Source organism: Microbacterium sp. ZXX196, assembly GCF_009709595.1.
In the GTDB taxonomy this organism is placed as follows: Bacteria; Actinomycetota; Actinomycetes; order Actinomycetales; family Microbacteriaceae; genus Microbacterium; species Microbacterium excoecariae.
This window is the reverse complement of the sequence record NZ_WMEE01000003.1, coordinates 214226-237006: the sequence shown is the minus strand read 5'-3', so window position 1 is coordinate 237006 and position 22781 is coordinate 214226. Positions and strand designations below refer to the sequence as shown.

The following is a 22781-nucleotide window of genomic DNA, read 5'->3' as shown; positions in this document are numbered from 1 at the left end:
GCTACGCGAATAGGGCCTGGAGGCGGCGGACGCCCTCCAGCAGCTGGTCGTCCGCGAGCGCGTAGCTGAGACGCAGGTAGCCGCTCGGGCCGAAGGCCTCGCCCGGCACGACCGCGACCTCGGCCTCGTCCAGGATGAGGTCGGCGAGCTCGAGCGAGGTCTCGATCCGCCGGCCGCGCCACTCGCGGCCGAGCAGGCCCGACACGTCGGGGTACACGTAGAACGCGCCCTGCGGCACGGGGACTGTCACGCCGTCGATCTTCGACAGCTCCTCGACCATCGTCCGACGGCGCCGGTCGAACGCCTGTCGGAACGCCTCCGCGTCGTCCTGCGGGCCCGCGAGCGCGGCCACGGCCGCCTTCTGCGCGATGTTGTTCACGTTGCTCGTGAGGTGCGACTGCAGGTTCGCGGCCATCTTCATCGCGTCGGCCGGGCCGACCATCCAGCCCACGCGCCATCCCGTCATCGCGTACGTCTTGGCGACGCCGTTGAGGAGGATCGTCTGGCCGGCCACCTCGGGCACCGCCTCGACGACCGACACGGCGCGCACGCCGTCGTAGGTGAGGTTCTGGTAGATCTCGTCGGTCACGATCCACACCCCGTGCTCGAGGGCCCAGCGCGCGATCGCGGCCGTCTCCTCCTCGGTGTACACGGATCCCGTGGGGTTCGAGGGCGACACGAAAACGACGGCCTTCGTCTGCGGCGTGCGGGCGGCCTCGAGCTGCTCGACGGTCACCTTGTACTCCTGCTCCGCGCCCGCGAACACCGCCACGGGTGTGCCGTCGGCGAGCTGGATCGCCTCGGGGTAGGTCGTCCAGTACGGCGCGGGCAGCAGCACCTCATCGCCCGGGTTCAGGAGCACCTGGAAGGCCTGGTAGACGGCCTGCTTGCCGCCGTTGGTCACGACGACCTGGTTCGGGGCGACCTCGAGGCCCGAGTCGCGCCGCGTCTTGTCGACGATCGCCTGCTTGAGGTCGGCGAGGCCCGCAGCGGGGGAGTACCGGAAGTTCGCGGGGTTCTCGAGGGCCTCGCGCGCGGCGTCCACGGCGCCGGCGGGCGTCGCGAAGTCCGGCTCGCCCGCGGCGTACGAAATCACGGGGCGTCCCTCCGCTTTAAGGGCCTTGGCCTTCGCGTCGACCTTGAGGGTGGCCGATTCGGCGATGGCGGAGATCTTGCGGGAGAGCGGGGCGCGTTCAGTCACGCGTCCAGATTAACGAGCCGGGCGGATCCGCGGGAACAGGCGGGCGGATCCGCCGACGCGCGCCGTCACCTGCGCGGCGCCGCGCGCAGCGCCGCCCACATGACGGCCTTGTCCTCGAACCGCGAGAGATCGCGCCCGAGCAGAGTCGAGGCCTGCGCGAGCCGGGCGCGGAGCGTGTGGCGATGGACGCCGCGGGCCTCAGCGGCGCGGTCCGCGACGCCGTCGTGGGCGAAGAAGGCCGCGAGGTCACCCTCGAGGTCGGATCCTCGGGCCGCGTCGTGCGCGCGCAGCGGCGCCAGGAGCGCGCGGGCCGCCGCCGCCAGGTCCGCGCCCGGCGCGCGAAACAGGTCGCTCGCGCCGGGGGCGTACACGGCGATGCCCCGCGCGGGCACTGCGGCGCGCGCCTCGTCGAGCGCGGCGGCGAGCGCGCGGTAGGAGGCGGGGCGGGATCCGCCAGCGCGGGCCCCGAAGCGCTCCGCGAGCGCGCGGGCGGGATCCGCGTCGGCCGCGGCCAGCAGGACGGTGTCGCCCTCGCCATCGGGCGCGAAGAATGTCTCTCCCGGCGCCTGCCCGGCGCGGACCTCCAGCGCGGCGAGGAGGTCGGCGCCGTCGCCGCGCACGACCCAGGCGCGCAGCGGCTCCGCGGGGAGCCCGCCCCACGCGGCGCGCGCGATGTCCGCCGCGAGCGCGGTATCCCCCGAGACCAGCGCGCGAAGAGCGCCCGCGCGCAGGGCCGCCTGGCCGCGGGCGAGGTCGACGGCTCGCTCGAGCGCGAACCCCGCCATCGCGACCACGGTCGTCACGACGCCGCGGGCCTCCTGGTCGAGGGAGGCGCCCTCGACGACGAGCACGCCGCGGAGGGCCCCGCCGCGCCCGAGGGTCTGCAGGGTGAACGGCCGGCCCGCGACGACGATCGTGTCGGCCGCGCGCACGCCGCGGTCGAGCAACCCCGACGCGGTTTCCGTCAGCGCGGCTGCGGTGTCGGCATCGAGCGGCGCGGGGCGCGCCACCGCGAGGGCTCCCATGGCGTCGAAGAGGCCCGTCCAGGCGCCGAGCTGGTGCGCGAGCTCGGCTATCGCGGCGGGGAGTGGATCCGATCGCAGCGCCGCGAGCGACACGGCGCGCTGGGCCGCGAGCGCCCAGCTGCGTCGCGCGAAGGCGTGGGCTGCGAGGGCGTCTGCGGTGGCCCGAGCGACCGCGAGGAACGGGGTGCCAAGCGGGACCTCGAATAGCGGCAGCCCCGTGTGCTCGCACGCGGCGCGGAGGTCGTCCGGGACGCCGGGGTGGACGACGCCGACGCCGTATCCGAGGCCGGCGAGCCCGCGCGCGACGAGGCGCTCGACGTACGCGTCGGCCGGCTCGCCCCGGGCGAACTGCGCGCCCGTGGTGAGGAGCGCGATGCCCGCGTCGAGGAACGGGGTCGGATCCGCGAGGTCCGAGCTGTGCACGCCCGAAAGCGGCGCGTCGAGCCGTTCGCGGCCGATCGCGGTGACGGCCCGCAGGCCCAGCTCGCGCCGCGCGAGGAGGGCGCCCAACGTCGGGGGTGCGGCCACGCGTCGCCTCCGAAATGTACGTCATGGACAGGATTTCAGAACGGAATCGCCGTTCAGTATAGGAGGCGCACCGCCGCCGCGCCGTACGGTCGCCCCATGGCCTCCTCCATGCTCCCGCTCCTCGTCGGCGGCCCGGACCTTCCGCAGGAGCGGTGCATCGCCACCGGCACGCTCCCGGGGCCCGCATCGCGCGCGATCCTCGCCCGCCGCGAGCGGGCCGTCTCGTCCGCCCTCGCGACCGCGATGCCGTTCGCGGCGGTGGCGGCAGGCGGCGGCGTCGTGATCGACGCCGACGGCAACTCGCTGATCGATCTCGGATCCGGGATCGCCGTCACAAGCGTCGGGAACGCGGATCCGGCCGTCGCGCGGGCGGTCGCGGAGCAGGCCGCGCGCCTGACGCACGCGTGCGCGATGCTGTCGCCGTACGAGTCGTACGTCGCCGTGGCGGAGGCCCTCAATCGGCTGACGCCGGGGGAGCACGACAAGCGCACCGTACTGTTCTCGACGGGCGCCGAGGCCGTCGAGAACGCCGTCAAGGTGGCGCGCGCATACACGGGGCGCTCCGCCGTCGTGGCGTTCGAGAACGCCTACCACGGCCGCACGAACCTCACGATGGCGCTGACGGCCAAGGCGCGGCCGTACAAGGCCGGGTTCGGCCCGTTCACCCCCGACGTGTACCGCGCCCCCGCGTCGGATCCGTTCCGAGACGGCCTTACCGGTGCCGATGCGGCGGCGCGCGCGATCGACCACATCGAGCGGCACGTCGGTGTCGAGGACCTCGCCGCCGTCGTCATCGAGCCGATCCAGGGCGAGGGTGGATTCATCGTGCCGGCGCCCGGATTCCTGGAGGCGCTCGCCGCGTGGTCTCGCGCGCAGGGCGTGGTGTTCATCGCCGACGAGGTGCAGACCGGCTTCGCGCGCACCGGCACAATGTTCGCGTCCGAGCAGTTCGGTATCGTGCCTGACGTGATCGCGACGGCGAAGGGGATCGCGGGCGGCTTGCCGCTCGCCGCCGTCACCGGACGTGCCGAGATCATGAACGCGCCCGCGGCGGGCGGCCTCGGCGGCACCTTCGGCGGCAACCCCGTCGCGTGCGCCGCGGCCCTGGCGACGATCGATGCCTACGAGACCGGCGGGCTCGCGGACCGCGCCCGCGAGATCGGGGCGCTCCTCGAGGAGCGCCTCGCCGCGATCTCGTCCCGGGATCCGCGCATCGGCGACATCCGCGGGCGCGGCGCCATGATCGCGGCCGAGCTCGTCGACCCCGCGACGGGAGCTCCCGACGCGGCCCTGGCGAAGCGCCTCGCGGCGGCCTGCGTGCAGCGCGGGGTCATCCTCCTCACGTGTGGGACGTACGGCAACGTGATCCGCTTCCTCCCGCCCCTGACCATCGGCGACGAGCTGCTCGACGACGCACTCGACGTCATCGCCCGAGAACTCACGTCACTCTGACCGCAAAGGAGCCCTCATGCAGGACAACGAGAAGTCCCTGATTGCCTCGATCCCGCCGCAGCTGTTCATCGGCGGAGAGTGGGTCGACGCGACCGGCGGCGGCACGCTCGAGGTGCGCGACCCCGCCACCAACGAGGTCATCGCCCGCGTTGCCGACGCGACGGCGGAGGACGCGACGGCCGCGCTCGACGCCGCCGTCGCCGCGCAGGCGGACTGGGCCGCCACGCCCCCGCGCCGTCGCAGCGAGATTCTGCGCCGGGCGTGGGAGCTCGTGCAGGAGCGCAAGGAGGACCTCGCGCTCGTCATGACCCTCGAGATGGGCAAGCCGGTCCAGGAGTCGCTCGGCGAAGTCGCCTACGGCGGGGAGTTCCTCCGCTGGTTCAGCGAGGAGGCCGTGCGTATCTCGGGGCGCTACGGATCCAACCCCGAGGGCACGGGCCAGATGATCGTGTCGCAACGCCCCGTGGGGCCGTGCTTCTTCATCACGCCGTGGAACTTCCCGCTCGCCATGGCCACGCGCAAGATTGCCCCGGCGCTCGCCGCGGGCTGCACGAGCGTCATCAAGCCCCCGCAGCTCACGCCGCTCACGACCATGCTGTTCGTGCGGATCCTCGAGGAGGCGGGCCTGCCGAAGGGCGTCGTGAACGTCGTCACCTCCTCGTCGTCGAGCCGCGTGTCCGAGCCGATCATCGGCGACGGCCGGCTCCGGAAGCTGTCGTTCACGGGATCCACGGGCGTCGGCAAGCGGCTCATCGCGCAGGCGGCCGAAAACGTGCTGCGGGTCTCGATGGAGCTCGGCGGCAACGCCCCGTTCGTCGTCTTCGAGGACGCGGACCTCGACAAGGCCGTCGACGGCGCGCTCGCCGCGAAGTTCCGGAACATCGGGCAGGCGTGCACGGCGGCCAACCGGATCATCGTGCACGAGGACGTCGCCGAGGCGTTCACGGCCAAGGTCGCGGAGCGCGTGGCGGCGATGAAGATCGGCCGCGGCACCGAGGAGGGGGTCCAGATCGGCCCGCTGATCGATTCCGACGCGGTCGACAAGGCCGACGAGCTCGTCCGGGACGCCGTCGCCAAGGGCGCCACGCTCGTCCACGGCGGGCGCCGCATCGAGGGCGCCGGCAGCTTCTACGAGCCGACCGTGGTCACGGGCCTGAGCCGCGACGCCGCGATCATGTCGGAGGAGATCTTCGGGCCCGTGTTCGCCGTCGTCACGTTCGCCACGGAGGACGAGGCGGTCGAGATCGCCAACGACACGGAATACGGCCTCGTGTCCTACGTCTTCACGGAGGACCTCGCGCGCGGGCACCGCATGATCGAGCGCCTGGAGACGGGGATGATGGGCCTCAACGCCGGCGTCGTCTCCAACGCGGCGGCCCCGTTCGGCGGCGTCAAGCAGTCCGGGATGGGCCGCGAGGGCGGGCTCGAGGGGGTCCACGAGTACCTCTCGACGAAGTACACGCTGCTGCCGAACGCGTAGCGGATCCGCGCCGGCGCCCCCTCCTCTCGGAACGGGGCGCCGGCCTCTGGCATTTATCCAGGCCGGCCGGGGAGAATAGCCGAATGCGCCTTTCCCGCCTTGCCCTCGTTCCCGCCGTCGCCGCCGCCTCGGCCCTCGCCCTCGCCGGGTGCTCCTCCTCCGACGAGGAGGCCGCCCCCGCGTCGTCGATCGCCGTCGACGACGACGCGGCCGCCCTCGTGCCGGAAGACGTTCGCGACGCCGGCGTCGTGACGGTCGGCACGGAGGCGCAGTACCCGCCCTACGAGTTCGTCGACCCCTCCGACGGCGAGACGATCACGGGGCTCGACATCGACCTCCTTGAGGCGGCGACCGCGAAGCTCGGGCTCGACTACGAGCTGCAGAACGTCGCGTTCGACACGCTCCTGCCCTCGCTCGACTCCGAGCGCTACGACCTCGTCGTCGCGGGCATCACGGACAGCGTCGAGCGCCAGGCGAACTACGACTTCGTCGACTACTTCTCGGCCGACCAGGCGATTATCGTCCCGGCCGGCAACCCCGAGGGGATCTCCGAGATGGGCGACCTGTGTGGCCTGACCGTGGCCGTCCTCGTCGACACGACCCAGCAGGCGCTGCTCGAGGACGCCAACGCCGACGCGTGCGCGGGCGACGAGATCGACATCCTCACGCAGCAGACCGACACCGAGGCGCTCACGCAGGTGCAGGGCGGCCGCGCCGCGGCCACGCTGACGCAGGAGGCGGTCGGCGTCTACAACGCGGCCCAGATCCAGGGCGGCGAGGCGTTCTCGGTCGCCAACGACGGGCCCATCAGCGGCGAGCCGCTCGGCTTCGTGTTCGCGAAGGGCGACGACGAGCTCCGCGACGCGTTCCAGGCCGCGCTCCAGTCGCTCGTCGAGGACGGGACGTACGACGAGATCCTGTCCTCGTGGGACGTCTCGCTCGGAGCCCTCGACGAGATCGTCGTCAACGGCGCGCAGTGACCGGCACCTCGGCGCGGGGCGCGGGCGGCCGGCGGGTCGTCCCCGTCCGCCACTACGGGCAGTGGGTAGGCATCGCGGTCATCGCGGCGCTCGCGGCTCTCCTCGTGTGGCAGGTCGCCCTGAACAGCGTGATCCGCTGGGATCTCGTGTTCTCGCGCCTCGGCGCGGAGGCGATCATGGAGGGCGCGCTCGTCACGGTCGTCCTCACCGTCATCGCGATGGTCCTCGGCGTGGCGCTCGGCGTCGTCGTCGCGGTCATGCGCATCTCGGGCAACCCGGTACTCGCGACGGTCGCGTGGGTGTTCGTGTGGGTGTTCCGCGGCACGCCGCTCCTCGTCCAGGTCCTCGTCTGGTTCAACCTCGCGCTCTTCCTGCCCGAGATCGGCGTCGGGTCCTTCTCGATCCCGCTCAACACGATCTCGCCCTTCGCGGCAGCGCTCATCGCGCTCACGCTCAACGAGGCGGCCTACATGTCCGAGATCGTGCGCGGCGGGCTGCTGTCGGTGGATCCGGGCCAGCAGGAGGCGGCCGGGGCGCTCGGCATGACGCCCGCGCAAACCCTGCGGCGCGTGGTGCTGCCCCAGGCGATGCGCGCGATCCTGCCGCCCACGGGCAACGAGCTCGTGACGCTGCTGAAGGAGACCTCGCTCGTGTCGGTCATTGGCGCGGGCGACCTGCTCTACCGCGCCCGCCAGATCGGCGCCGCCGACTTCAGCCTCATGGAGATGCTGCTCGTCGCGAGCGTCTGGTACCTCGCACTGACCTCCGTGGCGAGCGTGCTCCAGGCCTGGCTCGAACGCCGCTTCGACCCCGGAGCGCGCGCAAGCGGATCCGGCTTCGCCGCCCGCATGTTCGGGTTCCGCAACACGGAGCGGGCCGCCGCGCCCGCCGAGAAGACGGGAGAGCACGCGTGAGTTCCTCGACTCCGGAGGCGGATCCGCTCGTCCGGATTGCCCACGTCGGCAAGTCCTTCGGCCAGACCCCCGTCCTCCGCGACGTGTCCCTCGACGTCCGGCGTGGCGAGGTCGTGGGGATCCTCGGCCCGTCCGGATCCGGAAAGTCCACGCTCCTGCGCCTCATCAACCACCTCGAGGAGCTGGACGCGGGCGAGATCCGCGTCGACGGCGTCCTCGTCGGATACCGCGAGCACAGGGGGAGGCTCTACGAGCTGCGCCCGCGCGAGGTGGCGGCCCGGCGCCGCGACCTCGGCATGGTGTTCCAGCGCTTCCACCTGTTCGGGCACATGACGGCGCTCGAGAACGTCGCGGAGGCGCCGATCCGCGTGCTCGGGACGCCCCGGCACGAGGCGCGCGCCGACGCCCTGCGCCTGCTGGAACAGGTCGGACTCGCCGACCGCGCGGGGGTGTACCCCGCGCAGCTGTCGGGCGGCCAGCAGCAGCGGGTCGCGATCGCCCGCGCCCTCGCGATGCGCCCGAAGGTGATGCTCTTCGACGAGCCGACGAGCGCGCTGGATCCGGAGCTCGTCGGTGAGGTGCTGGGCGTCATGCGCCGGCTCGCGGAGGAGGGTATGACGATGATCGTCGTGACGCACGAGATCGCGTTCGCGCGCGAGGTCTGCGATCGGGTCGTCTTCATGGCCGACGGCGTGGTGGTCGAGGAGGGCGCGCCCGAGCGCGTCATCGACGCCCCGCAGCACGAGCGCACGCGGGCTTTTCTTCAGCGGATCGCGGGCTGATGCGGCGCGCGCGAGGGGCGGCCCGGTTCGCGCCTCGCGAGTGCATGCCGTATGATCGATAGAGCAGTCGTTCACTGCATCCTTCGCCGTGCCTCGTGTATCGGTGGGGGATTCGGGAGCGATCCTCGAGGCCGCAGCGCCTCTAGGGCGGTAGCTCAATTGGCAGAGCAGCGGTCTCCAAAACCGCAGGTTGCAGGTTCGATTCCTGTCCGCCCTGCGCGTCAGCGGCACGCTGACCCACGAAAGGTGACGAATGTCTCAGGATGCAGCAGGCGGAATGGCCGCCAGCGCAAAGGGCACGAGCGCCGCGAAGAAGCCGAACTTCTTCGCTCGCATCGTGACCTTCTTCCGTGAGGTCATCGCGGAGCTCCGCAAGGTCGTCACGCCGACCCGCAAGGAACTGGTCAAGTTCACGGCCGTCGTCCTCGGCTTCGTCGTCGTGATGATGGCCCTGATCCTCGGGCTCGACACGGTCTTCTCGTGGGTGGTGAACGTCGTCTTCGGCGTTCCGAACTGATTCGAAAGAGGCAACACGTGTCCGAGAAGCACCTCGACGACGCTGACTGGGCTCCCGCGGCGGAGCAGTCCAGCGAAGACGACGAGGCCCAGACGGGCAACACGCTCGCGGGCAACGAGAACGCCAGCGCGGCCGCAGAGGCCAAGGCGATGCACGTCGACGACGGCAGCGGAATCGCCGACAGCGAAGAGATCTCCATCGCAGACCCGGAGGCAGACGCGATCGTGAACGACGCACTGAACATCGACGAGGCCGCCGAGGCCGAGGCAGCGGCCGAGGTCCTGAACGACGAGGCCGAGGAGCAGGCGGCCGAGGTCGAGGCGGATCCGTACGACGAGTTCCGCGCCGAGCTGCGCTCGCTCGAGGGCAAGTGGTACGTCATCCACTCCTACGCGGGCTTCGAGCGCAAGGTGAAGACCAACATCGAGCAGCGCAAGCAGACGCTCGAGGTCGAGGAAGACATCTACCAGGTCGAGGTCCCGATGGAGGACGTCGTCGAGATCAAGAACGGCCAGCGCAAGATGGTCACGCGCGTCCGGATTCCGGGCTACGTGCTCGTGCGCATGGAGCTCAACGAGGACACCTGGTCGGTCGTGCGTCACACGCCGGGCGTGACGGGCTTCGTGGGTAACGCCCACAACCCGACCCCGCTGCGCTTCGAGGAGGCCTTCAACATGCTGAAGCCTCTCGCCGAGATCAAGGAGGCCGAGAAGGCCGCCGCGGGCGACAAGAAGGCCAAGGGTGCCACGGCGTCGCGCTCGATCCCGGCCGAGGTCGACTTCGAGATCGGCGAGACGATCACGATCAAGGACGGCTCCTTCGCGGGCCTGCCCGGCTCGATCAGCGAGATCAGCCCCGCGAGCGGCAAGCTCACGGTGCTCGTGTCGCTCTTCGAGCGCGAGACGCCGGTCGAGCTGTCGTTCGACCAGGTCTCGAAGATGTCCTGACCCCGTTCGGGGTCTGGCGGGACACGCTCAGCTTTCTCCGGTATATTTACGGAGTTTGCGCGCCTCGGCGCGCACATTGCCACCACCCCCTCGCGGGCGTGGGAGAGGGCACGCACACGGCGTGCGCTCGACGAAAGGAAGAAACATGGCACCGAAGAAGAAGGTCTCGGGGCTCATCAAGCTCCAGATCCAGGCCGGCCAGGCCAACCCGGCGCCGCCGATCGGCCCGGCCCTGGGTCAGCACGGCGTCAACATCATGGAGTTCTGCAAGGCGTACAACGCCGCGACGGAGCAGCAGCGCGGCAACGTCGTGCCCGTGGAGATCACGGTCTACGAGGACCGCAGCTTCACCTTCGTCCTCAAGACGCCGCCGGCGGCTGAGCTCATCAAGAAGGCCGCGGGCGTGAAGTCCGGTTCGGCCACGCCGCACACGGTCAAGGTCGCGAAGATCACGAAGGCCCAGGTCGAGGAAATCGCCAAGACCAAGGAGCCGGACCTGAACGCGAACGACCTCGAGGCCGCGTCGCGCATCATCGCGGGCACCGCCCGTTCCATGGGCATCACGGTCGAGGGCTGAGGGGGATAACGAAAATGGCGAAGTCCAAGGTTTACACCGCCGCAGCCGCGAAGATCGAGGAGGGGCGCTTCTACACGCCCACCGAGGCCGTCGCGCTTGCCAAGGAGACCGGTTCGAAGAAGTTCGACGCGACCATCGAGGTCGCGCTGAAGCTGGCCGTCGACCCGCGCAAGGCCGACCAGATGGTCCGCGGCACGGTCATGCTGCCGCACGGAACGGGTAAGACCGCCAAGGTCATCGTGTTCGCGACGGGCCCCGCGGCCGAGGCCGCGATCGCGGCCGGCGCCGACGAGGTCGGCGGCGCCGAGCTCATCCAGAAGGTCGCCGACGGCTGGACCGACTTCGACTCGGCCGTGGCCGTTCCGGAGCTCATGGGCCAGGTCGGTCGTCTCGGTAAGGTCCTCGGCCCCCGCGGCCTGATGCCGAACCCGAAGACCGGCACCGTCACGCCGAACCCCGCGAAGGCCGTCGAGGACATCAAGGGCGGCAAGATCGACTTCCGCGTCGACAAGCACGCCAACCTCCACTTCATCGTGGGCAAGGCCTCGTTCGACGCTGAGAAGCTGAACGAGAACATCGCCGCCGCCCTCGACGAGGTCGTGCGCCTGAAGCCGGCCAGCTCGAAGGGTCGCTACATCCAGAAGGGCGCCGTGTCGACCACGTTCGGCCCGGGCATCCCGCTCGACGTCAGCTCGATCGCTGCCGCCAGCTGAGCCTGACGCGTTCTCGAAGCCCCCGTCGCCGATTTCGGCGGCGGGGGCTTTTCGCGTCAGGCGGCGACGGAGAGGACGATGCGGCCGCGCGTGTGACCCTCGTCGAACCGGGCGTGGGCGGTGGCGGCGTCGGCGAGCGGGAGCACGCTGTCGACGAAGACGCGGATGGATCCATCGTCGAGCAGGCGCCCGAGGGTCGCGAGCGTCTGGCCGTCCGGGGAGAAGCGGAAGTCCGTCGCCCGGATCCCGCGCCCCTCGGTGTCGTGGGCGTAGCCCGCCCACGGGTGCATCGCGATGAGGAGGCCGCCCGGGCGAAGGACGTCGAGGGAGCGCGAACCCGCCCCGTTCGGGCGATCGCCCACGGGGTCGATGACGACGTCGACGTCGGGGAGGACGTCCTCGAACCTCGTCGTGTCGGTGTCGACGACGACGTCGGCGCCGAGCTCGCGCATCCATGCCGCGCCCGCGCCGGACGCCGTGGTCGTCACGTGCGCGCCGAGGTAGGCGGCAATCTGGACGGCGAGGTGCCCGATCCCGCTCGCGCCGTCGTGGACGAGGATCCGCTGCCCGCGGTGCGCCTGCGCGACCTCGACGACGGCCTGCCACGCGCTGAGCCCCGCGACGGGCACGGCGGCCGCCTCGACGAGCGAGAGCGAGTCGGGGCGGACGGCGAGGGATCCGGGCGGCACCACGGCGTACTCGGCGTAGGCGCCGGGCACGCGGGGGTAGGGGACGACGCCGTGGACCTCGGTGCCGACGGCGAGCGGGTGGGCATCGTAGGGCGCGCGGACGACGACGCCGGCCACGTCGAGCCCGGGGGTCGAGGGCGCCGCGGAGGTCGGATCCGCGAGCGTGCCCGCGTCGGTGCCGCAGACGCCGGCGGCGTGGACCCGCACGAGCACCTCGTCGCCGACGGGGACGGGCGTGGGGATCTCGGCGATCTCGAGGCCCGCGGCCGTCTCGACGATGCCGCGCATCGTGGCGGGTGGGGCGGAGACCGCCCGCGTCCGCGTTGGCGCCCAGTGTCTCATCCGCGTCCCCCTTCGTCGCGCGTCTGGTCTCATCCAACCGGGCGCGGGTTACGGCGGCGTCACGGGCGGCGTACGAGTTATCGTGCGCCGGGCCCCTACGGTGTCGGCAGTGTGACAACCCCGGCCCGCGCGGTGGCGAGGTTCAGCAGCGTGGCGGCGTCGATACCCGGCACGAGCCCCACGCGCCGCGCCGTGACGAAGTACCCGCCCGTGGAGGTGTCGGTGGGCAGGTCGTTGAGAACTGCGATGACGGGTGTAAGGAGGCCCTCCGCAATCCCGTTGAGAGCTGTCTCGACCGTTGCGATCTGTGTGTCTACCGGCCCTAGGTCGTCGCATGCAACGGTCGGTGCATCGGTCGCCTCCGACCACGTCCACACCGTGACGTCCGTGTTGGTGAAGAGCAACGCGTCACCGTCGTTCACGGCCGCCTGAAGCGTCAGCGTGCCCGCGATCGAGTCGCTCGTCGTGCGCATCCCGGCCAGACCGTAGGTCGGGTCGCTGGGCGTGAGGTCGGGGTTCGTGAAGGTGACGACGTTGGCGTTCGCCTGCGTCTCGCGCTCGACGAACGTGTTGTCTCCCGTGATGTCGCTCAGATCGTACGCATAGTGCTCGACCTCGCTCGATCTCGCTGCCGTCGTTGCCGTCTGCGGAGGTGGTGATCCACGCCGTGTCGGTCCAGGCGGCGAGGCTGAAGAGGCTGCCGACGGCGGCGAGGGCGGAGGCACTGACGATCGCGACGACCTTGGCCTAGCGACGCGAGCGCGAGCGCGACTGCGACATGGTGGGCTCCTGGGGTATTCGGGCCCCGCGGAACGCGGGTTAGTCCGATATACCCACATGCCAAGAGATTCGTCCAGGTTTTTCCCCGCAACACGCCAGGCTACGCGCGCGGGGGAGCCTCGTTGTTCGACAGGGCGTGGAGGAGGCGGGCGAGGAGCCGCAGCTCGTCGGAGGTCCACATGTCGACCGTGTCGCGGAGGTGCCCGGCGCGGCCCGCGCGCGCGGCGTCCAGCCGCGCGCGGGCTTCGTCGGTCGCCGACAGCAGCTGGACGCGTCCATCCTCCGGGGAGGGCGCGCGGGCGATGAGGCCCAGCTCGTCGAGCTCGCGCACCATGCGGCTCACGTGAGCCTTGTCGATCTCGACGCGCTCGACGATCTCGGTCGCCCGAATCGGGCCGTGTCGCTCGACGAACGTCAGGAGCTTGTATGCGCCGGGGTTGAGCCCCGGCGAGACCCGCTGCGCCGTCTCGGTCACGACGCGGCGGAAGTGGGCGAGGAGGTCCGAGAACTCGGATTCGAGCTCCCGGACCGCTTCGTCGTGGTCGTCGCTCACGCGCGGCCGCCCTCGGTCGCCTCGCGTGCCTGGCGGACGGCGTTCGCCGCGGGAACGGATCCGCTCGCCCCGACCGTCGGGACGGATCCTGTGGCCACGGCGCCCGCGCCGGCCAGGCTCGTGGCGGAGGCATCCTGCTCCGCGCGCTCCTCGAGGCGCTGGATGTTGTTCTGGCGGTTGAGCGGCGCGTTCGGGATGAACGCGATCGCGATGAGGCTCACGATCGCGAGCGGCACGCCGACGAGGAAGGCGTGGGAGATCGCGTTCGCCGCGATGTCCTCGATGATCGTCGCCACGACGCTCGGCATGTCGCGCGTCGTGGGCAGCGCGCCGGCGGCGAGCTCGGCGGCGATCGCCTGGCCCTGCTCGCCGAGCGAGGCGATCGCCTGCCCGATCTCGTTCATGCGGTCGGTGACCTGCTCGGTCATGCTCGCGGCGAGAACCGACCCCATCACCGCCACGCCGGCGGTGCCGCCGACGGAGCGGAAGAAGTTCACGCCCGAGCTCGCGACGCCCATCTGTGCCGGATCCGCGGCGTTCTGGACGACGAGGACGAGGTTCTGCATCGTCATGCCCGTGCCCGCGCCCAGGATGAACATGAACACGCCCACCATCCACAGCGGCGTGTCGACGTGGAGGGTCGAGAGCAGCGCCGTGCCGGCGATGAGGAAGACGCCGCCCGTGACGAGGTACGGCTTCCACACGCCCGTGCGCGAGACGATCTGGCCGACGATGGTCGACGCGCCGAGCATGCCCGCCGCCATGGGAATCGTGAGCAGGCCCGCCTCGGTCGGGCCGAAGCCGCGCGCGATCTGCAGGTACTGGCTGAGGTAGATCGCCGTGCCGAACATGGACACGCCGATGGAGATCGACGCGAGCACCGCGAGCGTGAAGGTGCGGTTGCGGAACAGCGTCATGGGGATGAGGGGCTCGGCCGTCTTGCGCTCGACGAGAACGAACACGATCGCCGCGACGACGCCGATGCCGACCATGTAGAGCGTCTCCCAGCTGGCCCAGCCGTAGTCGGAGACTTTCGAGACCCACACGAGGAGGAAGCCGGCGGCGACGCTCAGCAGGCCGATGCCGAGGTAGTCGATCCGCACCTTCCCCTGCCGCTGCTGGGAGATCTTGAGGGTGCGCATGATGACGATGAAGGCCACGATACCGAGCGGCACGCCGACGTAGAAGTTCCAGCGCCAGCCGATCGAGTCGGTGAGCAGGCCGCCGAGGAGGGGGCCGCCGACCGTGCCGATGGCCATGATGGCCGCCATGAGACCCATGTACTTGCCGCGCTCGCGGGGGCTGATGATGTCGGCCATGAGGATCTGCGCCATCGACTGCAGACCGCCGCCGCCGATGCCCTGGAGGGCGCGGAAGAAGATCAGCATCTCGACGTTCTGCGACAGGCCCGCGCCGGCGCTCGCGAGGACGAAGATCGTCAGCGCGAGGAGCATGAGGACCTTGCGGTTGAGCAGGTCGGCGAGCTTGCCCCAGATCGGGGTCGAGATCGCGGTCGTCAGCAGGGTCATCGTGACGACCCAGGTGTAGGAGGTCTGGGATCCGCCCAGCTCGGGGACGATGATCGGTAGCGACGTGCCGACGACCGTCATCGACATCATGGAGCAGAACATGGCGAGCAGGAGGCCAGAGAGGGCCTCGAGCACCTGGCGGTGCGACATGTTCGTGGAGACGGAGGTCGTGGGTGAAGAACTCACGCGCGTCCTTTCTGCGGGAGGAGACGGGAACGCGCGGCGACGCTGTCGCGCAGAAAGTTGATGAAAGTCAACTATAGGCGATTGGTTGATGTTCGTCAACCAATTCGGATCCGTCGCGTCGCTCCGGGACTTGTCGGATCCCTCGGCTATCGTCGGGGGCGTGTTCACCCCCGACCTCGAAGCCCGGATCGTCGCCGATTCGCGCGACCGGGTCGCGTGGCTGCGGGCGCGGTCGCAGGGGATCACGGCGACCGACGTCGCGCACCTCTCGACGCCCGCGTCGATCCTCCGTGCCGCGCAGCAGAAGCTGCGCCCGTCGAGCTTCTCTGGCAACGCGTATACCGACCACGGTCGGCGCCGTGAGCCCGAGATCGCGGCATGGGTGGAGCGCGAGCACGGCATCGCGCCCTCGAGCGCGCTGTTCTGCGCCGTCGTCGAGCGGCGCCACCTCGCGACCCCCGACGGGATCTCGCAGGACGCGGAGGGGCGGATCCTCCTCGCCGAGATCAAGACGACAAACAAGCCGTGGCGTACGATTCCGCGCCACTACCTGCGGCAGGTGTGGTGGCAGCAGCACGTCACGGGTGCCGAGCGCACGCTGTTCGCCTGGGAGGAGCACCGCGACTTCCGCCCGCTGCACGACGAGCCGAAGTCGGTCTGGATCGACCGCGACGACGCCGAGATCGCCACCCTCGTGACGATGGCGACTGCGCTCATCGACGAGCTCTACCGCATGACGACGGGGCAGTCGATCCCGCAGCACGACCTCTCGCCGCGCGAGCAGGCGATGCTCCGCGAGGCCACGGCCGACGCGTACCGCGCACTCGCGCTCATCGACTGACGCTGGGGGTTCGCCGGGAGCGCGCGGCCCCGATTTGGCGCAAGGCCGTGCGTGCCGTACGCTGGACGAAGCCGAAGACCGCCGGTCGTCGGTGCGTGTACACGTACCGAACGAAGCGCTGCAGATGCAGGGGCCCGCGCAGGTGTATCGAACTGCCTCCCGAATCCGGGATTCCCAGCTCCGTGCGCCTCGCGCCGGAGCTTTTTTCATGTGCGGCGGGCGGATCCGGCCGGCACCTCACCACCGTGAGGCGCCTCGTACGTATCAAGGAGTGGCCATGGCGCAGAAGGAAGCATCGGTCGCCGAGCTCACGAAGAAGTTCGAGAGCTCGACCGCCGTCCTGCTGACCGAGTACCGCGGCCTGACGGTAGCTGAGCTCAAGGAGCTCCGCACGAGCATTCGTCAGGACGCGGAATACGCCGTGGTGAAGAACACGCTGACCAAGATCGCCGCGGGCAACGCGGGGGTCGAGGGGCTCGACGACGACCTCCAGGGTCCGTCGGCGATCGCCTTCGTGCACGGTGACCCGGTCGCCGTCGCCAAGGGCCTGCGCACCTTCGCCAAGGCACACCCTCTTCTCGTGATCAAGAGCGGTTACTTCGACGGTAACCCGCTCACCGCTGAGGAAGTCGACAAGCTCGCCGACCTCGAGAGCCGTGAGGTCCTGCTGTCCAAGGTGGCAGGAATGATGAAGGCCTCGATGTCGAAGGCTGCCGCCGTCTTCCAGGCGCTGCCGTCGAAGACCGTCCGTACGGTCGAGGCGCTGCGCGAGAAGCAGGAGAACGCGGCCTAATCGCCGTCGTTCACACAGACCCCCTACCTACCTCAACAAACAGGAGATACATCATGGCGAAGCTCAGCACCGAAGAGCTGCTCAGCGCGTTCGAGGAGCTCACGCTCATCGAGCTCAGCGAGTTCGTGAAGGCGTTCGAGGAGAAGTTCGACGTCACCGCCGCGGCCCCCGCCGCCGTTGCCGTTGCGGGCGCTCCCGCCGCCGCCGCCGAGGCCGAGGAGGAGAAGACGGAGTTCGACGTCATCCTCGAGGCTGCGGGCGACAAGAAGATCCAGGTCATCAAGGTCGTGCGCGAGCTCACCTCGCTCGGCCTGGGCGACGCGAAGGGCCTCGTTGACGGCGCCCCGAAGCCGGTTCTCGAGGGCGCCGCGAAGGACGCTGCCGAGGCCGCCAAGGCGAAGCTCGAGGAGGCCGGCGCCACGGTTACCGTCAAGTAATCGAGGCTGACGCCTTTTTCGGCAGCGCCCCCGGAGCCCGACGGCTCCGGGGGCGCTGTCTGCGTTACGTGTCGGTCACGTCTCGCCCCCGGGGGGCGTGGGAGCGTTGCCACGCGCCGCCGTCGCGGCTATGTTCGTCGGCAAGGGGTGACGACGCCCCGTCAGTCAACGACAGCCGATGGGGGCACGACGATGACGCAACGACGAAACCGATGGATCCTGACGGGAGCCGGCTTCGCGGCCGCCGCTCTCACCCTCTCCGCCTGCACGGGCGGGCCGGGGACGGGCGGATCCGGTGGGTCCGGTGGTTCCGACGGGGACCAGGAAGTGACGATCTACGGCACGATCGTCGACACGGAGGCCGAGCTCCTCGAGGAGTCCTGGGCCGACTGGGAGGAAGAGACGGGGATCGACATCGTCTACGAGGGCTCCCAGGAGTTCGAGGCGCAGATCGCCGTCCGCGCACAGGGTGGAAACCCGCCGGACCTGGCCTTCTTCCCGCAGCCGGGCCTGTTCACCGACCTCGCGAGTCGCGGGTACCTCGTGCCCGTTTCGGACGGGGTCGCCTCGAACGTCGAGGAGTTCTGGAGCGAGGACTGGGCGTCCTACCTCACATACGAGGACGAGCTCTACGGATCCCCGCTGATGGCGAACATCAAGGGGTGGATCTGGTACTCGGTGCCGGCCTTCGAGGAGCACGGCTGGGAGACGCCGACCTCGTGGCAGGGCCTGCTCGACCTCACGGAACAGATCCGCCAGGACACGGGCGAGCCGCCGTGGTGCGTGGGCTTCGGATCCGACGCGGCAACCGGCTGGCCGGGCACCGACTGGATCGAGGACCTCGTGCTGCGCGCGCAGGGGCCCGACGTGTACGACCAGTGGGTCGACAACGAGGTGCCGTTCACGGACGACGCGATCGCGCAGGCGTTCGACGACGCGGGCCAGATCATGCTCGACGAGAACTACGTCAACGCGAGCTTCGGCGGCGTGAACTCGATCGACTCGACCGCGTTCGGCGACGTGTCGAACCCGCTCGTGTCGGGCGACTGCATCCTCTCGCACCAGGCTTCCTTCCTTGAGGGCTTCCTGATCGACGCGGGCGGCGAGGTCGCCGAGGACGGCGACGTGTGGGCGTTCATGACGCCGCCGTACGAGGACGGCGGCGAGACCGCCGTCACCGGCGGCGGCGAGCTCATCGGCGCGTTCAACGACGACGAGGCCACGGTCCAGGTGCAGGAGTACCTCTCGAGCGCCGAGTGGGCCAACTCCCGCGTCGAGCTCGGCGGCGTGATCAGCGCGAACTCGGGCCTCGACCCGTCGCTCGCGTCGAGCCCGATCCTCGAGGAGTCCGTCGCGCTCCTGCAGGACCCGGAGACGACCTTCCGCTTCGACGGATCCGACCTCATGCCGAGCGCCGTGGGCGCCGGCACCTTCTGGACGGGCATGCGCGACTGGGTCGGGGGATCCGACGTCGACACGGTGCTCGAGCAGATCGAGTCGGGCTGGCCGACGGGGGAGTAACCCGTGGCCTCCTTCCTCGAGTGGCTCAGCTGGCTGTCGCCCTGGGCTCAGATCCCGATCGTCATCGCGGTGTTCGCCGCCGCGGTGGGGGTGCTGCTGTTCTTCATCGAGATCGCACCGCGGCCGGGGCGGGTGTACACCCTCATCCGCCTCGCCGCGTGCGTCCTGATGCCGCTCGGGGTGCTGTGGGTCCTGCAGTCGTGGTGGTGGGCGATCCTCGCCGCCGGGGTGCTCGGGCTGCTGTTCTTCTGGCTCGACATGCGCGCGAAGGAGGGCGCGGGGTACCTGTTCCAGCTGGTCGGGTTCCTCGCGCCCGCCCTGGCGCTGCTCGCCGTGGGCCTTGTGCTCCCGGTGATCCAGACGCTCATCCAGTCGTTCATGAACTCGCGGGGCACCGACTTCATCGGGCTCGACAACTACCTCTGGATCGTGACGCAACCGCAGGGGATCCGGACCATCGCCAATACGATCGTGTGGGTGCTCGTCGCTCCCGTCGCTTCGACCGTGATCGGCCTCGTGTACGCGTACTTCATCGACAAGACGCGCGGCGAGAAGATCTATAAGACGCTGATCTTCCTGCCGATGGCGATCTCGTTCGTGGGCGCGAGCATCATCTGGCGCTTCATGTACACGGCGCGGCCGGCGGATCGCGAGCAGATTGGATTCCTCAACCAGGTGATCGTCTGGCTGGGCGGCGAGCCCGTCCGGTTCCTGCAGGTCGAGCCGTGGAACACGTTCTTCCTCATCGTCGTCTTTGTGTGGATCTACACGGGATTCGCGATGGTCGTGCTGTCGGCGGCCATCAAGGGCGTGCCGGCCGAGCAGCTCGAGGCCGCGCAGATCGACGGGGCGAACGCGTATCAGCGGTTCACGCGGATCGTCGTGCCGGGGATCCGCTCGTCGATCATCGTCGTGCTCACGACGATCGCACTGACGTCGATGAAGATCTTCGACATCGTGCGCACGATGACCGCCGGCGGCAACAACACGTCGGTCATCGCCAACGAGATGTACACGCAGTTCCGGAGCTTCGAGTCGGGGCGCGCGGCGGCCTACGCCGTGATCCTGTTCGTGCTCGTGTTGCCGCTGATCATCTACAACGCCCGCCAGATGAACAAGCAGAAGGAGGTGCGCTGATGAGTGAGACACGGAACCTCGTCACGGCGGGCACGAAGCCGCGGGCGCTCCGGGGCGCCAAAATGCGCCTGACGTCGCCGTGGGCGACGGTCGCCGCGCTCGTCATCGCGGTGATCTGGACGATCCCGACGTTCGGGATCCTCGTGTCGTCCTTCCGGCCGCGCACGGAGATCCAGACCACGGGCTGGTGGACGGCATTCGAGAACTGGGGGTGGACGTTCGAGAACTACTCCGAGGCGCTCTCGACCGCCACCGGCGGGCTGACGATGGCGCAGGCGTTCATCAACTCCTTCGCCATCACGCTGCCCGCCGCGATTATCCCGCTCATCGTCGCGACGCTCGCGGCGTACGGGTTCGCGTGGCTCGATTTCCCGGGCAAGAACGTCCTGTTCGTGTGCGTGTTCGCCCTCCAGATCGTCCCGATCCAGATGGCGTTCATCCCGCTCCTGCAGCTGTTCTCGCAGGGGGAGATCTTCGGCTTCCCCGTGATCCAGGCGTTCGGGAGCGCGGGGTACGCGCAGGTGTGGGTGGCGCACTCGATCTTCGCGCTTCCGCTCGCGATCTTCCTGCTGCACAACTTCATCGCGCAGATCCCGGCCGACGTCATCGAGGCGGCGCGCGTGGACGGCGCGGGGCACGGGCAGATCTTCTTCCGCATCGTGCTGCCGCTGTCGATGCCGGCGATCGCCTCGTTCGCGATCTTCCAGTTCCTGTGGGTCTGGAACGACCTGCTCGTGTCGTTGATCTTTGCCGACGGCAACGTCGCGCCGGTCACGAAGGTGCTCGCGCAGATGACGGGCCAGCGCGGCGAGGACTGGCACTTGCTGACCGCCGGCGCCTTCATCGCGATCATCGTCCCGCTCATCGTGTTCCTGCTCCTGCAGCGGTTCTTCGTCCGCGGCCTCCTCGCGGGCGCCGCCAAGGGCTAAGTCCACATTTCTCCGGCAAGTCTCCCCGGGATCCGGGGAGACTTGCCGGAGAAATGTGGACGTGATGGGGGTGGGGCGACACGCGGGGCGCGGCGCGTAACGCCGGCGCGCGGGCGGTGACAGGATCGGCCCTGACGCATCGCTCGCGAGCAGAGGGGGACAGCCGTGTCCGCAGCAGGATCCGAATGGTGGCGCGAGGCCGTCATCTACCAGATCTACCCGCGCTCGTTCGCGGACGCCTCGGGCGACGGCGTCGGCGACCTGGCCGGCGCGCTCCGGCGCATTGACGACCTGGCCGACCTCGGCATCGACGCCGTGTGGTTCTCGCCCTTCATGCGCTCGCCCCAGCACGACGCGGGCTACGACGTCGCCGACTACCGCGACATCGACCCGCTGTTCGGCACGCTCGCCGACTTCGACGCCTTCCTCGCCGCCGCTCACGAGCGGGGGATCCGTGTGATCGTCGATCTCGTCCCGAACCACTCCTCGGTCGAGCACGCCTGGTTCCGCGAGGCGCTCGCCGCCGCGCCCGGATCGCCCGAGCGCGACCGATACCTCTTCCAGGACGGCCGCGGCGCTCACGGCGAGCTGCCGCCCAACAACTGGGAGAGCGAGTTCGGCGGATCCGCGTGGGAGCGCATCGAGGAGCCCGACGGCACGCCCGGGCAGTGGTACCTGCACCTGTTCGACTCCTCGCAGCCGGACTTCAACTGGCGAAACCCCGTCGTGCGGGAGGAGTTCCTCTCCATCCTGCGGTTCTGGCTCGACCGCGGCGTCGACGGCTTCCGCGTCGACGTCGCCCACGGCCTCATCAAGAAGGAGGGGATGGCGGATCACCAGAAGCCCGAGAACGCGGGGCCCATGGGGAGCCGCGATGACCTGTCGCCCTACCGCGGCCAGCCCGAGGTGCACGAGATCTACCGGGAGTGGCACGACCTCCTCGCGACCTACGACGGCGACCGCGTGCTCTGCGCCGAGGCGTGGCTGCCGACGTCGGACAAGACCGCCCTGTGGGTGCGCAGCGGCGAGATGCACCAGGCGTTCAACTTCGCGTACCTCATGACGGCGTGGGACCCGGCGGCGCTGCGCGAGGTCATCACCGACTCCCTCCGCGCGTACCCGGCCGTGGGCGCGCCCGCGACCTGGGTGCTCTCGAATCACGACGTCATCCGCCACGCGACCCGCCTCATGATGCCGCCGGACCAGGACGACGGCATCGGGCCGCGCTCGCCGTTCATCCCCGCGGAGGGCTCGGGGCTCGCCCGTGCGCGCGCGGCGACGACGATCATGCTCGCGCTGCCCGGATCCGCCTACCTGTACCAGGGGGAGGAGCTGGGCCTGCCCGAGGTCGTCGACATCCCCGACGCGGACAGGCAGGATCCGACCTTCGCGCGCACCGCGGGGCGCCGGTACGGCCGCGACGGGTGCCGGGTCCCGATCCCGTGGGAGGCGGACGCGCCCGCCTACGGCTTCAGCGCGTCCGGCGAGAGCTGGCTCCCACAACCCGCGTCCTGGGCCGCACACGCCCGCGACGCGGAACGGGCGGATCCGCGCTCCACGCTGAACCTGTACCGGCGCCTCCTCGCCGAGCGGCGCGAGCACCGCCTCGGGCGCAGCGTGCTCGTCTGGGTCGACGACATGGGCGACGACGTGCTGGCGTTCCACAACCGCGACGTGACGGTCGTGGCGAACTTCGGCGCGGAGCCCCTGCCCCTGCCATCCGGGACGGTCGTCGCCGCCAGCGGGCCGCTCGTCGACCACCACCTCCCGACCGACACCGCCGCGTGGATCGACACGGGCGGCGTCCCGATCGGCCCCGAGACGGGCGGCGTCCCGATCGTGCGGGCCGACCTCGAGGACCTCCTCGAGCACTACGGCGACGGCGCGGCGTGAGCTTGCGCGCGCGGGCCCTTGCGGCGAGGATCGAC

22 protein-coding genes and 1 tRNA gene are annotated in these 22781 nt (G+C 70.3%); 17 read left to right on the top strand and 6 right to left on the bottom strand.

The features are described 5' to 3' along the window. Position 1: 1 nt before the first annotated feature. Both GJQ66_RS04485 and GJQ66_RS04480 read right to left on the bottom strand, forming a co-directional pair. A complete protein-coding gene (locus GJQ66_RS04485; protein WP_368732661.1) occupies positions 2 to 1201 on the bottom strand; it encodes a pyridoxal phosphate-dependent aminotransferase in 1200 nt (399 codons plus the stop codon). Between the two features lie 65 nt (positions 1202 to 1266). Beyond that, positions 1267 to 2754 carry a PucR family transcriptional regulator gene (locus GJQ66_RS04480; RefSeq protein WP_368732660.1) on the bottom strand — a complete coding sequence of 496 codons (1488 nt, stop codon included), beginning with the start codon at positions 2752 to 2754 and terminating at the stop codon, positions 1267 to 1269. A gap of 96 nt (positions 2755 to 2850) precedes the next feature. Here GJQ66_RS04480 and gabT point away from each other — a divergent pair, with 96 nt between their 5' ends. The 10 genes from gabT to rplA all read left to right on the top strand — a co-directional run bounded on the left by gabT (position 2851) and on the right by rplA (position 11116). Further along, entirely contained in the window at positions 2851 to 4206 is a 1356-nt protein-coding gene (gene gabT, locus GJQ66_RS04475) for a 4-aminobutyrate--2-oxoglutarate transaminase (RefSeq protein WP_155048141.1), read from the top strand. A 16-nt stretch (positions 4207 to 4222) separates the two neighbouring features. Then, positions 4223 to 5686: an NAD-dependent succinate-semialdehyde dehydrogenase gene (locus tag GJQ66_RS04470; RefSeq protein ID WP_155048140.1), complete on the top strand. Its 1464-nt coding sequence runs from the start codon at positions 4223 to 4225 to the stop codon at positions 5684 to 5686. An 83-nt stretch (positions 5687 to 5769) separates the two neighbouring features. Next, entirely contained in the window at positions 5770 to 6666 is an 897-nt protein-coding gene (locus GJQ66_RS04465) for an ABC transporter substrate-binding protein (RefSeq protein ID WP_155048139.1), read from the top strand. After that, positions 6663 to 7580 carry an amino acid ABC transporter permease gene (locus tag GJQ66_RS14620; protein ID WP_155048138.1) on the top strand — a complete coding sequence of 306 codons (918 nt, stop codon included), beginning with the start codon at positions 6663 to 6665 and terminating at the stop codon, positions 7578 to 7580. Before GJQ66_RS04465 ends, GJQ66_RS14620 begins: the two co-directional genes overlap by 4 nt. After that, positions 7577 to 8362 carry an amino acid ABC transporter ATP-binding protein gene (locus tag GJQ66_RS04455; RefSeq protein WP_368732659.1) on the top strand — a complete coding sequence of 262 codons (786 nt, stop codon included), beginning with the start codon at positions 7577 to 7579 and terminating at the stop codon, positions 8360 to 8362. The genes GJQ66_RS14620 and GJQ66_RS04455 overlap by 4 nt, the downstream gene beginning before the upstream one ends. Positions 8363 to 8506: 144 nt before the next feature. Beyond that, positions 8507 to 8579: transfer RNA gene (locus GJQ66_RS04450), tRNA-Trp, on the top strand. A gap of 36 nt (positions 8580 to 8615) precedes the next feature. Further along, complete coding sequence (gene secE / locus GJQ66_RS04445) at positions 8616 to 8879, top strand: preprotein translocase subunit SecE (protein ID WP_155048137.1); 264 nt, start codon at positions 8616 to 8618, stop codon at positions 8877 to 8879. 17 nt (positions 8880 to 8896) lie between these two features. Next, positions 8897 to 9826: a transcription termination/antitermination protein NusG gene (gene nusG, locus GJQ66_RS04440; RefSeq protein WP_368732658.1), complete on the top strand. Its 930-nt coding sequence runs from the start codon at positions 8897 to 8899 to the stop codon at positions 9824 to 9826. Between the two features lie 145 nt (positions 9827 to 9971). Then, entirely contained in the window at positions 9972 to 10403 is a 432-nt protein-coding gene (gene rplK / locus GJQ66_RS04435; protein WP_155048136.1) for a 50S ribosomal protein L11, read from the top strand. A gap of 14 nt (positions 10404 to 10417) precedes the next feature. Further along, entirely contained in the window at positions 10418 to 11116 is a 699-nt protein-coding gene (gene rplA, locus GJQ66_RS04430) for a 50S ribosomal protein L1 (RefSeq protein WP_155048135.1), read from the top strand. A gap of 56 nt (positions 11117 to 11172) precedes the next feature. On the opposite strand, the gene GJQ66_RS04425 is transcribed toward rplA, so the two are convergent. From GJQ66_RS04425 to GJQ66_RS04410, 4 genes are all read right to left on the bottom strand, one after another. Continuing rightward, on the bottom strand, positions 11173 to 12147 hold the full coding sequence (locus GJQ66_RS04425) for an NADP-dependent oxidoreductase (protein ID WP_155048134.1): 975 nt from the start codon (positions 12145 to 12147) through the stop codon (positions 11173 to 11175). A 95-nt stretch (positions 12148 to 12242) separates the two neighbouring features. After that, entirely contained in the window at positions 12243 to 12872 is a 630-nt protein-coding gene (locus GJQ66_RS04420) for a hypothetical protein (RefSeq protein ID WP_155048133.1), read from the bottom strand. A 155-nt stretch (positions 12873 to 13027) separates the two neighbouring features. Then, positions 13028 to 13480 carry a MarR family winged helix-turn-helix transcriptional regulator gene (locus tag GJQ66_RS04415; RefSeq protein ID WP_368732657.1) on the bottom strand — a complete coding sequence of 151 codons (453 nt, stop codon included), beginning with the start codon at positions 13478 to 13480 and terminating at the stop codon, positions 13028 to 13030. Continuing rightward, a complete protein-coding gene (locus tag GJQ66_RS04410; RefSeq protein WP_368732656.1) occupies positions 13477 to 15195 on the bottom strand; it encodes an MDR family MFS transporter in 1719 nt (572 codons plus the stop codon). Before GJQ66_RS04410 ends, GJQ66_RS04415 begins: the two co-directional genes overlap by 4 nt. Positions 15196 to 15283: 88 nt before the next feature. Here GJQ66_RS04410 and GJQ66_RS04405 point away from each other — a divergent pair, with 88 nt between their 5' ends. The 7 genes from GJQ66_RS04405 to GJQ66_RS04375 all read left to right on the top strand — a co-directional run bounded on the left by GJQ66_RS04405 (position 15284) and on the right by GJQ66_RS04375 (position 22746). After that, positions 15284 to 16036: a YqaJ viral recombinase family protein gene (locus tag GJQ66_RS04405; protein WP_155048132.1), complete on the top strand. Its 753-nt coding sequence runs from the start codon at positions 15284 to 15286 to the stop codon at positions 16034 to 16036. 277 nt (positions 16037 to 16313) lie between these two features. Further along, positions 16314 to 16829, top strand: a complete 516-nt coding sequence (rplJ, locus tag GJQ66_RS04400; protein ID WP_155048131.1) for a 50S ribosomal protein L10 — start codon at positions 16314 to 16316, stop codon at positions 16827 to 16829. A gap of 53 nt (positions 16830 to 16882) precedes the next feature. Further along, entirely contained in the window at positions 16883 to 17266 is a 384-nt protein-coding gene (gene rplL / locus GJQ66_RS04395) for a 50S ribosomal protein L7/L12 (protein ID WP_155048130.1), read from the top strand. A gap of 192 nt (positions 17267 to 17458) precedes the next feature. Further along, positions 17459 to 18787, top strand: a complete 1329-nt coding sequence (locus GJQ66_RS04390) for an ABC transporter substrate-binding protein (RefSeq protein ID WP_155048129.1) — start codon at positions 17459 to 17461, stop codon at positions 18785 to 18787. A gap of 3 nt (positions 18788 to 18790) precedes the next feature. Then, positions 18791 to 19924, top strand: a complete 1134-nt coding sequence (locus GJQ66_RS04385) for a carbohydrate ABC transporter permease (RefSeq protein WP_166320016.1) — start codon at positions 18791 to 18793, stop codon at positions 19922 to 19924. Then, entirely contained in the window at positions 19924 to 20853 is a 930-nt protein-coding gene (locus tag GJQ66_RS04380) for a carbohydrate ABC transporter permease (protein WP_155048128.1), read from the top strand. Before GJQ66_RS04385 ends, GJQ66_RS04380 begins: the two co-directional genes overlap by 1 nt. Positions 20854 to 21018: 165 nt before the next feature. Next, entirely contained in the window at positions 21019 to 22746 is a 1728-nt protein-coding gene (locus GJQ66_RS04375; protein ID WP_368732655.1) for a glycoside hydrolase family 13 protein, read from the top strand. Positions 22747 to 22781: the final 35 nt, after the last annotated feature.